Annotated in this window: 11 protein-coding genes; 9 read left to right on the forward strand and 2 right to left on the reverse strand. The window is 70.4% G+C overall.

The features are described 5' to 3' along the window. Positions 1 to 82: 82 nt before the first annotated feature. From ACWCO8_RS25450 to ACWCO8_RS25465, 4 genes are read left to right on the forward strand one after another with little or no spacing between them, the layout of a single operon-like run. Entirely contained in the window at positions 83 to 1,084 is a 1,002-nt protein-coding gene (locus ACWCO8_RS25450; RefSeq protein WP_451034200.1) for an isopenicillin N synthase family dioxygenase, read from the forward strand. Positions 1,085 to 1,107: 23 nt separating this feature from the next. After that, positions 1,108 to 1,848 carry an SDR family NAD(P)-dependent oxidoreductase gene (locus ACWCO8_RS25455; protein ID WP_451034201.1) on the forward strand — a complete coding sequence of 247 codons (741 nt, stop codon included), beginning with the start codon at positions 1,108 to 1,110 and terminating at the stop codon, positions 1,846 to 1,848. Further along, positions 1,845 to 2,870, forward strand: a complete 1,026-nt coding sequence (locus tag ACWCO8_RS25460) for a TauD/TfdA family dioxygenase (RefSeq protein WP_451034202.1) — start codon at positions 1,845 to 1,847, stop codon at positions 2,868 to 2,870. Before ACWCO8_RS25455 ends, ACWCO8_RS25460 begins: the two co-directional genes overlap by 4 nt. After that, the gene (locus ACWCO8_RS25465; RefSeq protein ID WP_362014837.1) at positions 2,848 to 3,840 is read left to right on the forward strand and encodes a DMT family transporter; all 993 of its coding nucleotides are present in this window, start codon (positions 2,848 to 2,850) and stop codon (positions 3,838 to 3,840) included. Before ACWCO8_RS25460 ends, ACWCO8_RS25465 begins: the two co-directional genes overlap by 23 nt. An 85-nt stretch (positions 3,841 to 3,925) precedes the next feature. Here the strand turns inward: ACWCO8_RS25465 and ACWCO8_RS25470 are convergent, their stop codons facing one another. After that, positions 3,926 to 6,409 carry a YfhO family protein gene (locus ACWCO8_RS25470; RefSeq protein ID WP_451034203.1) on the reverse strand — a complete coding sequence of 828 codons (2,484 nt, stop codon included), beginning with the start codon at positions 6,407 to 6,409 and terminating at the stop codon, positions 3,926 to 3,928. 125 nt (positions 6,410 to 6,534) lie between these two features. On the opposite strand from ACWCO8_RS25470, the gene ACWCO8_RS25475 reads away from it, so the two are divergent. From ACWCO8_RS25475 to ACWCO8_RS25485, 3 genes are all read left to right on the forward strand, one after another. Next, complete coding sequence (locus ACWCO8_RS25475) at positions 6,535 to 7,545, forward strand: glycosyltransferase family 2 protein (RefSeq protein ID WP_451034204.1); 1,011 nt, start codon at positions 6,535 to 6,537, stop codon at positions 7,543 to 7,545. A gap of 104 nt (positions 7,546 to 7,649) precedes the next feature. Further along, entirely contained in the window at positions 7,650 to 8,294 is a 645-nt protein-coding gene (locus ACWCO8_RS25480) for a SurA N-terminal domain-containing protein (RefSeq protein WP_362015047.1), read from the forward strand. Positions 8,295 to 8,314: 20 nt separating this feature from the next. Then, positions 8,315 to 9,298, forward strand: coding sequence for a nucleoside triphosphate pyrophosphohydrolase (locus ACWCO8_RS25485; protein ID WP_451034205.1), 984 nt, complete (start codon positions 8,315 to 8,317; stop codon positions 9,296 to 9,298). Between the two features lie 162 nt (positions 9,299 to 9,460). Here ACWCO8_RS25485 and ACWCO8_RS25490 read toward each other — a convergent pair whose 3' ends face one another. Further along, positions 9,461 to 10,660, reverse strand: a complete 1,200-nt coding sequence (locus ACWCO8_RS25490) for a globin domain-containing protein (RefSeq protein WP_451034206.1) — start codon at positions 10,658 to 10,660, stop codon at positions 9,461 to 9,463. A 98-nt stretch (positions 10,661 to 10,758) separates the two neighbouring features. Between ACWCO8_RS25490 and ACWCO8_RS25495 the strand changes: the two genes are divergently transcribed. Further along, a complete protein-coding gene (locus ACWCO8_RS25495; RefSeq protein ID WP_451034207.1) occupies positions 10,759 to 12,048 on the forward strand; it encodes a cytochrome P450 family protein in 1,290 nt (429 codons plus the stop codon). Between the two features lie 114 nt (positions 12,049 to 12,162). Beyond that, positions 12,163 to 13,179, forward strand: coding sequence for a LysM peptidoglycan-binding domain-containing protein (locus ACWCO8_RS25500; protein ID WP_451034208.1), 1,017 nt, complete (start codon positions 12,163 to 12,165; stop codon positions 13,177 to 13,179). Positions 13,180 to 13,280: the final 101 nt, after the last annotated feature.

The following is a 13,280-nucleotide window of genomic DNA, read 5'->3' on the forward strand; positions in this document are numbered from 1 at the left end:
AGATTGACGTTCCATTCCGGGCTCACCAAACTCTCGGTCGGCAAGATCTGTCCGAAAGCATGGAGCTCGGGGGAGCCCATACATGGCTATTCACTCCATTCCGGTCATCAGCTATGACGAAATCCTTTCAGGGGATGTGACACCCGCACACATCCTCGAAGCGCTCGCTGACACCGGCTACTTCTATCTCTCCGACCTCGACCAGGTCATCTCTCCGCTTCTCTTCAAGTCGCTGCAAGACGTCTCGAAGAGCTTCTTCGACTCCTCGACGGAGTCGAAGCTGGAGTTCTACATCGGCGATTCCGATCATCACCGCGGCTATGTCCCCGTCACCGAACAGGGCACCTACGGCGATGAATCCATCCGGACCTACGAGGCCTTCGACATCGGCTACGACGCCGAGCCGCTGCCGCCGAGCAGCAGCCTCGGCTTCGAACTCGTCGGACCGAACCGGTACCCCTCGCACATCGCCGGCATGGCCGAGACCGCCGAGGCGTACTACGCGGCCAACTTCGCCATCTCCCGCCAGATCCTGCGGCTCATCGCCCAGGGCGTCGGGCAGGGCGAGGACCACTTCGACCCCTGGATCACCCGGCCCGCCTCCCAGCTGCGCCTGATCCACTACGTCGCCAACGACGTGCTCGTGAACAGCGGCGACACGTCCATGGGCGCGCACACGGACTACGAGCTCTTCACGCTCATCCACCAGACCTCGCCCGGCCTGCTGGCGTACGACCGCGCCACCGACACCTGGCGCAGCATGCCCGTCTTCAAGAACATGCTGCTCGTCATGGGCGGCGACATGCTCCAGTTCATCACCGGCGGGAAAGTGAAGTCGCTCCTGCACCGGGTCGTCACGACCGGCGAAGAGCGCTACAGCTTCCCCTTCTTCATGAATCTCGACTTCGAGACCGAACTGAGCGTTCTGCCGCAATTCGGGGAGAGCGACGAGCGGATCGTCGTGGGCCACCACCTCCTCGGCCAGCTCTACCGCGACTTCCCGTACATCAAGGAGCGCGTCGACTCCGGAAAATGGCCCGTGGATTTCGAGATTCCGGACCGCAACGTCTTCGAGCAGCTGTGACCGGCACTCAGGGGAGTTTCTTCATGCAGGGCATCAGCGGAAAAAGAGTGCTGGTCACCGGCGGGGCGAGCGGAATCGGCCAGGCCACCGTCAGGCGGTTCGTCGAAGAGGGCGCACGCGTCGCGATCTTCGACCGTGACAAGCGCGCGATCGACGAAACGGTGGCGGCCATTCCGGAGATCGCCGTGGCGATCACCGTGGACGTCTCCGACGACGTCGCCGTGGCGGAGGCGTTCCAGGAACTGGAGAAGACCTTCCCGCGCCTCGACGTGCTGATCAACAACGCCGGGGTCAGCGTCCGCCACGAGAGCTTCCGCTCCATCACGCCCGCGCAGTGGCGCGCCGTGGTCGACACCAACCTCAACGGGGTCTTCTACGTCGCGAGCGAGGCCGTCCGGCGCATGGACGAGGGCGTGATCGTCAACATGTCCTCGATCAACGGCCTCGCCGCGTTCCCGCACTACGCGGACTACAACGCCTCCAAGGCCGGCATCCTCGCCCTTTCGCGCACGATGGCCGTCGAACTCGCGCCGAAGATCCGGGTCCTCGCGCTCGCGCCCGGAGCCGTCCTCACGCCCATGCAGCGGGCCGAGTACACCGACGCGATGCTCGACGAGGTCAACGCCAACATCCCGCTCGGCCGGCACGCCGACCCCTCCGAGATCGGCGGCTTCCTCGTCTACCTCGCCTCCGACGAGGCACGTTTCATGACCGGTCAGCACTACATCGTCGACGGCGGCGAGACTGCGAGGGCAGCCCTGTGACCCGTACCACCACCCACATCCCCATGCCGACCGTCGACATCTCCTCCTGGTCGGACGCGATCCGGCACCACGCCGCCCGCGCCAACCCCTACCGGGAGTTCGAGCGCACCGCCGCGCACGCCGAGGAGGCGCTCGCCACCCTGGAGCACGACGACGTCCGCGCGCTGCTCGACTTCAAGCGCAAGGGCGGCCCCGGCGGACGCCTGCTCATACGCAACGGCGCGATCGACCCGGACCTGATGCCCACCACGGAGTCCACGGACGACATCGAGAACGGCAAGGGCACGTACTACAGCGAGTTCACGCTGATCATGCTCGGCAAGCTGCTCGGCGAGCCCTTCAGCTACAGCCAGGAGCGCAACGGCGCGATCATCCACAACGTGCGCCCGGCCAAGCACAACGAGTCCAACATCTCCTCGGACAGCTCGGCCGTCATCCTCGACCTGCACAACGAGAACATCTACCACCCGGTCCAGCCCGACTACCTGATGCTGAGCGGGCTCCGCCGCGACCCGGCCGGGGTCGCCAAGACCCTCGTGATCGGGGCGGACGAGATCCTTCCGCTGCTCAGCGCGGAGGACATCGCCACGCTCTCCGAGTTCCAGTTCCGTACGAGCGTCGACTACAACTTCGGCAACAGCGACGCCGAGCGCGGCAACGGCCCCGCGATCCGTGTCCTGTTCGGCGACCCGGCCTCGCCGATGATCGCGTACGACGACGAGTACATCGCCGGTACGAACCCCACCGCCCAGGCGGCCCTCGACCGGCTGCGCGTGATCCTGCACGAGAACATGTACGCGGTCGACCTCGGGCCCGGAGAGACCCTGCTGCTCGACAATCTCAAAACCGTCCACGGCAGAACGGCGTTCAAGGCACGCTACGACGGGACCGACCGCTGGTTGCAGCGCCTGTTGGTCTCGCGTGACCTGCGCCGTGCCGAGATGCTGCTCGGCGACACGCAGCGGACCGTGACGTGGAACTACGAGCCGGGGAAGTTCTATGGATACGTCGACTACCGATGAGCGTGCCGCTCCTCTGGACGACAGCAAGGCCGAGAAGGGGCGCGACCGCGTCGCACTGCTGGCGATCTTCGCGATCCCGCTGATCTGGGGCATCGGCTTTCCGCTGACGCACAACGCCGTGGCGGTGGTCGACCCCGGTCTGTACGCGTTCGCCCGCTCGCTCGTCGCGACGCTGGCGCTGCTGCCGTTCGCCCTCCCGGTCGCGCTGCGCGCCAGCCGCAAGGCGGTGCTCGGCGGGCTCGTGCTCGGCCTGTTCAGCGCGCTCAACATCGTCAGCCAGAGCTACGCGCTGCACTATCTGTCGTCGGCCAGCACGGCGTTCTGCGTGACGATGTGCATCGTCTTCATCCCCTTCGTCTCGGCCGCGCTCGGCCAGGGGTGGCCCTCGAAGGTGGACCTCGCCTCGGTCGTCGTCGGTGTCGTGGGCGCCTTCATCGTGCTCGGGCCCGACCTCGACGACATCTCCGTCGGGTATCTGTGGGGCGGGCTCGCCGCGTTCGCCATCGCGATGACCATCTCGATCATCGGGAAGCTGACGTCCGAGCCCGAGTCCGGGCAGGTCGACCGGCTGGCCCTGGGCTTCTTCCAGGTCCTGTTCGGCACGCTCGCCCTGCTGTACTTCCCGTTCCAGCGGGACCTCGCGCCGCTCACCGAGACCAAGGTGTGGATCGCGATCGTCTTCATGGGCGTCATGTCGACGGCCCTGGCGATCTACCTCCAGACCCGCTTCCAGCGGCGCGTCGGCAGCGCGCGCACGTCGGTCATCTTCAACCTCGACCTCGTGTTCGCGAGCCTCTTCGGGCTCGTCAACCGCGAGTCGCTGAGCCTGTCGCAGATCTTCGGCGGCGCGGTCATCTTCCTCGCGTCGATGCTGGAGAGCCTGCGGGACATGTGGACGAAGGCGCGGTCGAAGAAGGACGGCGACGGGGGTCGCATTCCGGCCCAGTCCGCGCCGGACCAGGTTCCGTAGCGCGTACGGCGGCCTTTACGTGGGTCGGGCCGGGCTGTCTTCACAGCCCGGCCCGACCCATGTCCGTACCCCTTGCCCGTACCCGTCAGGACGTGCGCGCGAGCGCGTCCCGTCCGATCCCGCTCTCCGCGAGCGGCGCCGGGGACTCCGGGGACTCAGGGGACTCAGGGGACGGGCGGCGGTGGCCCCGCCGGCCCAGCCACAGCAGCCAGCCCCACAGCAGGACGAACGCGACCGCGCCCGCGCCGAGCCCGGCCCGCAGGCCCGGCGTGCGGAAGTCGCAGCTCACCGTGGCGCGCGAGCCGTCCGCCCGGACCGCCACCAGGCCGCCGTACGCCTCCGCGGGCCGCCCCTCGCAGGTCCAGCCGGCGATCCTCGGGGCGGCGATCACGACCGTGCCCTTCGTGCCCGGCCGCAGCCGCGCGCGGATGCCGCTGTCGGTGACCTCGACCGATTCCGGGGCCGAGGCCTTCAGGCCCGCGACGGCCGCCGCGAGACGGTCCCGGTCCAGGCAGCCGACCTCGTACTTCTTGGCGCGCTGGCCCTTCAGGGAGACGAGCGCGCCCGCCTCCTGCTGGACGCCCAGGGAGGTCAGCGCGGCCCGCCGCTTCGGCAGCTCGCCGGTCATCTTCACGACCTTGCCGTCCGCGCCGATCCGGGCCTTGCCCCGGAAGTCGGGCGCCCAGAGGAAGACCTCGCTGCCGACCGGGCAGGCCGCCCCCTTCGCCGGGAGCGTGTACACCGACGAGCCGAGCAGCTGCTCCTGGTTGCGGAACGGAGAGGCCCCGTACCGGGGCTTCGGCGCGCCCTCCGGGCGGACCGTCACCAGCGGCAGCAGCGCGTCCGCGTCCGTCCGTACGACCCGGTCGCCCCGCCAGCGCGCGCCGACGCCGAACAGCGCGTCCGTCACCGGGTTGTCCAGGCTCTGCAGGTTCCGCCCGCGCGAGGTCCAGCCGCCGCCGAGCGAGGCGAGCGTCGTCGTGAGCACCGACGGCGTGTGGCTGCTGTAGTACGCGGAGCCCTGGCCGCCGAAGAGCATCGGCTCGTTGCCGGTGATCTGCTCCCGGCCGGAGTCGGTGCGGTACGCGGGCCAGCCGTCGGCCTCGCCGAGCGCGGCCGTGCGCCGGTCCTGCTCGGCGCCCCAGGCCGGGTAGTCGTCGAGCCTGCCGAGCCGCTCCCGGTCCGCGTACGCCGTCGTGGCGGCCGCCTGCCCGACGAGCGCGCCCGCGAGCAGCGCGGCGGCCACGACCGGGAGCTTCCCGCGCCGGGCCAGCCACAGACCGCCGCAGGCGCCCGCGACACCGAGCGCGAACAGCGGGTACGACCAGCCCGTGATCAGGTCGCTGGGGACCGCGGCCGCGCCGGCGACCGCCACCACGCCGACGCCGCCGAGCAGCGCGCGCCGCCCGGGCCAGCCGTAGGAGAGGACCGTCCACGCGGCGATGACGACGACGCCGGAGAGGACGAACGTCTGCCGGTACGGGCTTCCGTTGGGCGTGGAGAAGACGTGCCACACCAGGTGTGTGGGCCCCCACTGCATCGACAGCGCGACCGCGACCGCGAACCCGGCCCACAGCAAGCGCTCTCGGCGCGGCACCTTCCGGTGGAAGAGCAGACCGCCGGCGAGCAGCAGCGTCCCCGTGCCGACGAAGGCCGCGGGGGTGGTGAAGCTGTACGTCGCGGGCAGCAGCCGGGCGAGGAAGTCCGTCCAGCCGGCGGGCTGGAACTGGTTCGTCCAGCCCGGGTACGCGCGCGTGGAGCCGAGGAACACCGGTACGAGGATCGGCGCGGCGAGCCCGATGCCGAGCAGCACCGTCGCGACCGCCCGCAGGACCACCCGGATCCGCAGCTCGTGGACGACCGCGAGCCGGACCAGGAGCACGAGAGCGGCGCCGATCGTCGCCATGTACGCGGTGTAGAAGTTGCCGACCCAGCACAGCGCGACGACGAGCGGGCCGAGCAGCGGCCTGCGGCCCTGCCGTACCCACTCGCCGACCAGGCACAGCAGCGGGAAGGCGATCAGACCGTCGAGCCACATCGGGTTGTACGTCGCCTCGATGACCGACCAGCCGCACAGTGCGTACGACGCGCCGAGCACCCCCGCCGCCCACCACACGCCGCTCCGCATCCGCAGCAGCGCCAGCGTCATGGCGGCCGCGGCGGCGGCCATCTTCAGGAGCGTGACGGCATAGACCGCGTACTCGATGTCGTCGCGCGGGAAGAGCGCGACGAGCAGCGCGAAGGGGCTGCCCAGGTATGTGCCGAGGTCGGGCAGGAAGCTGCTGCCCCAGCCGGACTGCCAGTTGAGCAGCAGCCCGCCGTCCGCGCGCCCGTGCACCAGGTCCCAGAGGTGGGCGTGGTACGGGACGAACTGGTTGCCCAGGTCGTTGACGCTCCTGCGCTCCGGCCCGAAGGGGAAGGTGCGGGCGACCGCGTCCCCGACGCAGACCGCGAGTGCGGTGAGGAGGGCGGCGAGCGAGGCGGCGAGGCCGGTGCCGCGGCCGGTGGCGAGTGTGGTGGCGAGGCCCGTCGTGCGGCTTATCGTGGCCGGTGTCGTCTGATCAGGCATGATGGTGCGAATATGCCAGTACGGATCACGAAAAACCGATCCAGCGGGGCCAGTTCACTCAATGGTCGCCTGTCCGTCATGTTTCGAATCGGCACGAGTCATCCGCATGGGCTGTGGTGTTCTTCGTGCTGCTCTCGATCGTGGTCCCGTGTTTCAACGAAGAGGACATCATCGGTCGTTTTCACGACCATGTGACCTCGGAACTCTCCCGCATCGACGGGGAATTCGAGCTGGTCTACGTCGACGACGGAAGTCATGACAGGACCCTCCCCCTCCTGGAGGAGATCGCCCAGTCCGACCCGCGCGCCCGCTACGTCTCCTTCAGCCGCAACTTCGGCAAGGAGGCCGCCATGCTGGCCGGTCTCCAGCACGCCGAGGGCGACGCCGTCGTCATCATGGACGCCGACCTCCAGCACCCGCCGGAGCTCGTGCACCGCATGCTGGCCCTCCACGCCGAGGGGTACGACCAGGTCATCGCGAAGCGCACCCGCAAGGGCGACCGGGTGACCCGCACACTGACCGCCCGCGCCTACTACTGGGCGATCAACCGGCTCGTCGACGTCGAGCTGGTGGACGGTGTCGGCGATTTCCGGCTGCTCTCGCGCCGTACCGTCGACGCGATCCTCGAACTCACCGAGTACAACCGCTTCTCCAAGGGCCTTTTCGCCTGGGTCGGATTCCGCACCACCACATTCGAGTACGAGAATGCGGTGCGCGAGGAGGGCCGTTCGAAATGGACCTTCGGAAAGCTCCTCAACTACGGGCTCGACGGTCTCCTCTCCTTCAACAACAAGCCGCTGCGGGCCGCCGTCTATCTGGGCCTGGTCCTGGTCTCGGTGGCGCTCGCGTACGCGGCCTGGATCGTCGGTGACGCGCTCCTCAACGGCGTCGACACGCCCGGCTACGTCACCCTCCTCGTGATCGTCACGGCGCTCGCCGGCGTTCAGATGGTGATGCTGGGGCTCGTGGGCGAGTACGTCGGGCGCATCTACTACGAGGTGAAGCGGCGGCCGCACTTCCTGGTGAAGGCGACCAACGCGGACGTGCCGCACCCGAGGGCCGCGGGGAGCGCCGGGGGCGCCGGGGCCACGGGAGGGCTCGCCGCCACCCGAACGCCTGAGCCGTTGAGTCGTTGATCGAGACAGTCGCGTCGAAGTAGTGGCCCCGGCCACGGCGACTGCCTACCATCGATCACCGCAAGGTCGTTCACGTGACGCACGACCCACGCCGGGAGGCTCCTTTGCACCGCCGCACCGCGCTCTCCGTCTCCGCCGCGCTCCTCGCCGCGGCCCCGCTGCTCGCCGCCTGCGGCGGTGAGCCCCACCCAGGGGCGGCGGCCGTCGTCGGTGGTGAGCGGATCGAGGTGTCCAGCCTCCAGGCGGAGGTACGGGACGTACGGACCGCGCAGGAGGCGTCCCCGCAGGCCGCGCAGCTGATCCAGGCCACCGGCGACCTCAGCCGCGAGAAGCTCAACGTGATGATCTTCGACCGGGTGGTGGACAAGGTCGCCGAGGACAACGGGATCACGGCGACCCGCGGCGAGATCCAGCAGACGCGGAACGACTTCGCGAAGCAGAGCGGCGGCGAGGAGCAGCTCGCCGCGACGCTGCTCCAGCAGCAGGGCGTCGCCCCCGACCAGATCGACTCGGTCGTGCGCCGCACGGTCCTGATGAACAAGATCGCGGAGAAGCTGGGCATCGCGAACACGCCTGAGGGCCAGAAGAAGCTCCTCGGGATCTTCACGGCCGCGTCCAAGGAGCTCGACATCGACGTGAACCCGCGCTTCGGGGCGTGGGACGACACGAAGATCCAGCTGGGCACGTTCACGGCGCCGTGGCTGCGGCAGATCAGCCAGGACCCGGCGGCCGTGGAGACGGGCGCGTAGCGCGACGTAGGGTCGGAAGGGTGAACGCCGAATCGCCCTCGACACCCGCCTCGTCCGACCCCGGCCGGGTCATCCTTCTCACCGCGAGCCACCGCGTGGCCCCCGGACTGCTGTCCTGGCCCGCCTGGCAGGCGCTGCACGGCGCCGACCGGGTGCTGTGCGCCGACGAGCACCACCCGCAGCTGCCGTACCTCCGCGAGGCCGGTGTCGCCGTCGAGCACGCCCGCCCGGAGGCACGGGAGTTGGTCGACGCGTGCGCCGGGGGCCGGACCGTGGTGGTCCTGCCCGGCGGCGAGGGCGACCAGGCGCTGACGGACGGCCTCGCCCGCCTCGCCGGCTCGGGCCGCGTCACGATGCCCGACCTGGAGCTGCTGCCCGGCTCGTACGACCTGCCCGGCGCCCGCCTCCTGGACCTGGTGCAGGTCATGGACCGGATCAGGCGCGAGTGCCCGTGGTCCTCGCGCCAGTCGCACAAGGGGCTCGCGAAGTACGGCATCGAGGAGGCGTACGAACTCGTCGAGGCGATCGAGGACGGCGACCGGGACGAGCTGCGCGAGGAGCTCGGCGACGTGCTGCTCCAGGTCGTCTTCCACGCGCGGATCGCGGAGGAGGACGAGGAGGCGCCGTTCTCCGTGGACGACGTCGCGGGCGGGATCGTGGAGAAGCTGATCCACCGGCACCCGCACGTCTTCGGCGACGCGAAGGCCGAGACGCCGGAGGAGGTCAAGGCGCACTGGCTGCGGACGAAGGCGATCGAGAAGCAGCGCGACTCGGTCACCGAAGGCATCCCCCTCGGCCAGCCCGGCCTGGCCCTCGCCGCGAAGCTGGCGGGCCGCGTCCGCACGGCGGGCCTCGACGTCCCCCTCCCGAAGGGCGAGGGCATCGGCTACGAACTCCTGGCCCTGGCAGCGGAAGCGGAGTCCACGGGCGTCGACCCGGAGGCCGCCCTCCGCGCAGCGGCCCGCACGTACAGGGACACGATCCTGGCGGCGGAGGGGCAGTAGCCGGCCGCCGCCTCACCCACGCCCCGTGTGGGCAATCGTCCCGCAGGGGCGATGGGGGTCCCCCCTGCTCGAGCGAAGCCGAGAGCTTGGGGGAGGGTGGGCACACGGGACGGCGCCCCTGCGGGCGCGTTCCGCTCATGAGCCCGGACCCGCGCCCCGCGGTCACGGTGACCGTGGCGACCTGGCCGCTGGGTTGTGCCATTGAGGCTCCGGGCGGGAGAGGAACCATTCCGCTGTGCCCAGGGGGCGGGACTCGCCCGGGGGCGGGAGGCGGTCGTGGTGGACTCGAGGGGCGCCCAGGTCGGTCAGGGCGGGGAGGGTCTCCTCCAGTAACTCCGGTGGGCCCGCCACGTACACGTCGTGCGCCCCCCAGTTGCCGCACGCGTACAGCGCCCGCAGCAGCCGCTCCGTCGCCTGCTCCCGGGGACGTTCCGGCGCCGGGGCTATGTACGTGACCTTCAGGCCGGGTATCCGTTCCCGCAGGCGCTCCGCGTCCCCCTTCCCGTACAGGTAGCCCTTCGCCCGCGCCACCAGGAAGAGCCGGCCCTCGACCCCCTCCGGGCCCGCTGCCACCTCCTCCAGGAGCGCCTTCACCGGCGCCCACCCCGTCCCGGCCGCGATGTACGTGCGCGGGACGTCCGGCGCCGTCCGGGCCGTCAGCGCGCCGCCCGGCGCGCTCAGCCGGAGCGGCTCCCCCTCCCGTACCGCCTCCACGAGCGCCGTGCTCATCGCCCCGCCCGGGATCCGGCTCACGTGCAGATCCACCGTCCCGTCCGCCCGCGCCGCGTTCGCCAGGGAGTACGTCCGCCACACCCGGGGGACCCGCAGCGAGCTGACCCCGACGTACTGCCCCGGCCGGTACGCGAACGGCCTGCGCGGCTTCAGCGTCAGCACCGCCAGGTCCTCGTCGAGCCGCTCGTGCCGGACGACCACGGCGTCCCACCAGGCCGGCTCGCCCTCCGCCTCGGCCTGCTCGGCGCCCCGCATCATGAGCTCGGCCACGTGCCCGTACGCCTCCGTCCACGCCTTCTCCGCCTCGATACTCCAGGCCGCCCCGGCGGCGTGCGCGAACGCGGCGGTCAGGCTGGAGCCGACGGCGGCGTAGAGCGCGGGGGAGGCCAGGAACTTGCGGTGGTCGCGGCCCAGATGGGCGAGGTACTCCGGCAGTCCGGGGTCCTCCAGGTGGGTCACGACATGGGTGAGCGCGGCGAAGAGCCGGTCGCGCTGGGCCCGCAGGTCCTCGGGGAAGAGCTCACGGACGCCCGGGTTGTGCCAGAACAGATGGGAGTAGAAGAACGCGACGGCGTGCTCGGCCCGTCTCTCGACGACGGCGAACGTGCTTCTGAGCAACTGGGCATCCACGCGGGAGAATCTAGGCCACCTCCCTTCACAGGACGATCACATCTCGGTGACCGGGCGCCCGACAGCCCGTACGGTCAAGGCCCGGGTACCGTCTCAGGGTGAGCACGCCCCCCGCCGAGAACCCCGCCGAGAACCCCGCCGAGAACCCCGCCCAGAACCCCGCCCCCGAGCTCTTCACCTGGGAGTTCGCGACCGACCCGTACCCCGCCTACGCCTGGCTGCGCGAGCACGCGCCCGTGCACCGGGCCAAGCTGCCCAGCGGGGTCGAGGCCTGGCTGGTGACGCGGTACGCGGACGCCCGGCAAGCGCTTGCCGACCAGCGGCTCTCGAAGAACCCGGCGCACCACGACGAGCCCGCGCACGCCAAGGGGAAGACGGGGATCCCCGGCGAGCGCAAGGCCGAGCTGATGACACATCTGCTCAACATCGACCCGCCCGACCACACCCGGCTGCGCCGGCTCGTCTCCAAGGCGTTCACCCCGCGCCGGGTCGCCGAGTTCGCGCCCCGGGTGCAGGAGCTGACGGACCGGCTCATCGACAACTTCGCGGCGCGGGGCTCGGCCGACCTCATCCACGAGTTCGCCTTCCCGCTGCCCATCTACGCGATCTGCGACCTGCTCGGCGTGCCCGAGGAGGACCAGGACGACTTCCGGGACTGGGCCGGGATGATGATCCGGCACGGCGGAGGGCCGCGCGGCGGGGTGGCGCGCTCGGTCAAGAAGATGCGCGGCTATCTCGCGGAGCTGATCCACCGCAAGCGGCTCGACCCCGGCGACGACCTGATCTCGGGGCTCATCAAGGCCTCCGACCACGGCGAGCACCTCACCGAGAACGAGGCCGCCGCCATGGCCTTCATCCTTCTCTTCGCCGGCTTCGAGACGACCGTGAATCTGGTCGGCAATGGGGTGTATGCCCTGCTTCGTAACCCTGGGCAGCGTGAGCTGCTCCAGGCCTCGCTCGCCGCGGGGGAGCGGGAGCTCCTGGAAACCGGTGTCGAGGAGCTGCTGCGCTACGACGGTCCGGTGGAGCTCGCGACCTGGCGGTACGCCATGGAGCCGCTGACGATCGGCGGCCAGGAGATCCCGGCGGGCGACCCGGTCCTCGTCGTGCTCGCCGCCGCCGACCGCGACCCGGCGCGCTTCGACACGCCCGACACGCTCGATCTGTCCCGGCGCGACAACCAGCACCTCGGCTACGGGCACGGCATCCACTACTGCATCGGCGCGCCACTCGCCCGGCTCGAAGGGCAGATCGCCCTCGCGACACTCCTGACTCGCCTTCCAGACCTGCGACTTGGCGTCGATCCCGACGAATTGCGGTGGCGCGGCGGGCTCATCATGCGCGGCTTGCGCACCCTTCCGGTGGAGTTTGCCCCGGTTAGGAGCTGACGGTCCGTCAAGACTGTGACTTTTACGTGATCTCCGCTGCATCGACTTGTGACTAGCGTTCGAATGCCGCTACGTTCACCGTCACCTCAGCAGTCACGCGAAAGGCAGCTCCGCATGCGCTCCGGGAACGGACGACACCGCAGACCCCGCCAGGCCCCCGCCATCGTTGTCGCCGCAGGCGTGACGGGATCGGCCCTCGCGTTGCCTCTCTTGGCGGCAGGCTCCGCCTCCGCCGCGGACTCCGCCACCTGGGACCGGGTCGCCGAGTGCTCCTCGGGCGGCCAGTGGAGCGCCCACTTCGGCAACGGGCTCTACGGCGGACTGCAGTTCACCCAGGAGAGCTGGGAGCGCCACGGCGGACTGGCGTACGCGACGAGCGCGGACCTCGCCAGCCGAGCCCAGCAGATCGCGGTGGCCGAAAAGGCCCTTGCCGCGGGTGACACCCAGTGGGCCACCTGCGCGCCGATCGCCGGCCTCACCAACGACGGGGCCAAGCCCGACGTCGACCCCGGCCCGTCCGTCAAGCCGTCCGAGCCGACCGGCCCGCGCCCCGAGTCCAACCGCACCTCCGGCCTCCCGGACGGCTCCTCGAAGGGCCAGGGCCCCTCCACCCCCTCCACCGAGGGCTCCACGCCGTCCACGGCCACCCCTGAGACCTCCACCACGCCTGAGACCTCCACCACGCCGACGACGCCCGAGTCGTCGACCTCCCCGTCCGCGCCGGGCACCGGCAAGCACCGGGGCGACGCGGCACCGGAGGAGACGGGCAATACGGACAAGGGTCGCGAAACGGGGCGTCACGCCTCGCCGTCTGACACGCCGACAGCGGACGGCTCCACCGAGGAGCGTGCGAACCGGGGCAGTAAGGGCAGCGAGGGCGACACGGGCAAAACGCCCTCCCAGGGCATCACCGACACTATCGGCGCATACACCGTCAAGCCCGGCGACAACCTCACCGAGATCGCCCAGCGCAACGAACTCCCCGGCGGCTGGGGCGCCCTCTACGACGCCAACCGCTCGACCGTGGGCGCCGACCCGGACCTCATCCTCCCTGGCCAGAGCCTCGATCTGACGCTCGGGACCCCTGCGGACAAGACCGCGGACAAGACGGCGGAAACGGACGCGAAGTAGGGGCGGTTCGGGACTGAATGTCCGGTTCTGCGCAAGTGAGACATGGGTCTCTTCGCCTCAACTGGCGTGTCTCGTCCGCGAACTCCCCTTCCGTCACCTCT

This window comes from Streptomyces sp. NPDC001927, assembly GCF_053594455.1.

Bases quoted from the DNA above. Each gene is read 5' to 3' on its own strand.
- ACWCO8_RS25500 (WP_451034208.1), top strand. From the start codon at position 12,163: ATGCGCTCCGGGAACGGACGACACCGCAGACCCCGCCAGGCCCCCGCC.
- ACWCO8_RS25450 (WP_451034200.1), top strand. From the start codon at position 83: ATGGCTATTCACTCCATTCCGGTCATCAGCTATGACGAAATCCTTTCA.
- ACWCO8_RS25455 (WP_451034201.1), top strand. From the start codon at position 1,108: ATGCAGGGCATCAGCGGAAAAAGAGTGCTGGTCACCGGCGGGGCGAGC.
- ACWCO8_RS25465 (WP_362014837.1), top strand. From the start codon at position 2,848: ATGGATACGTCGACTACCGATGAGCGTGCCGCTCCTCTGGACGACAGC.
- ACWCO8_RS25470 (WP_451034203.1), bottom strand. From the start codon at position 6,409: ATGCCTGATCAGACGACACCGGCCACGATAAGCCGCACGACGGGCCTC.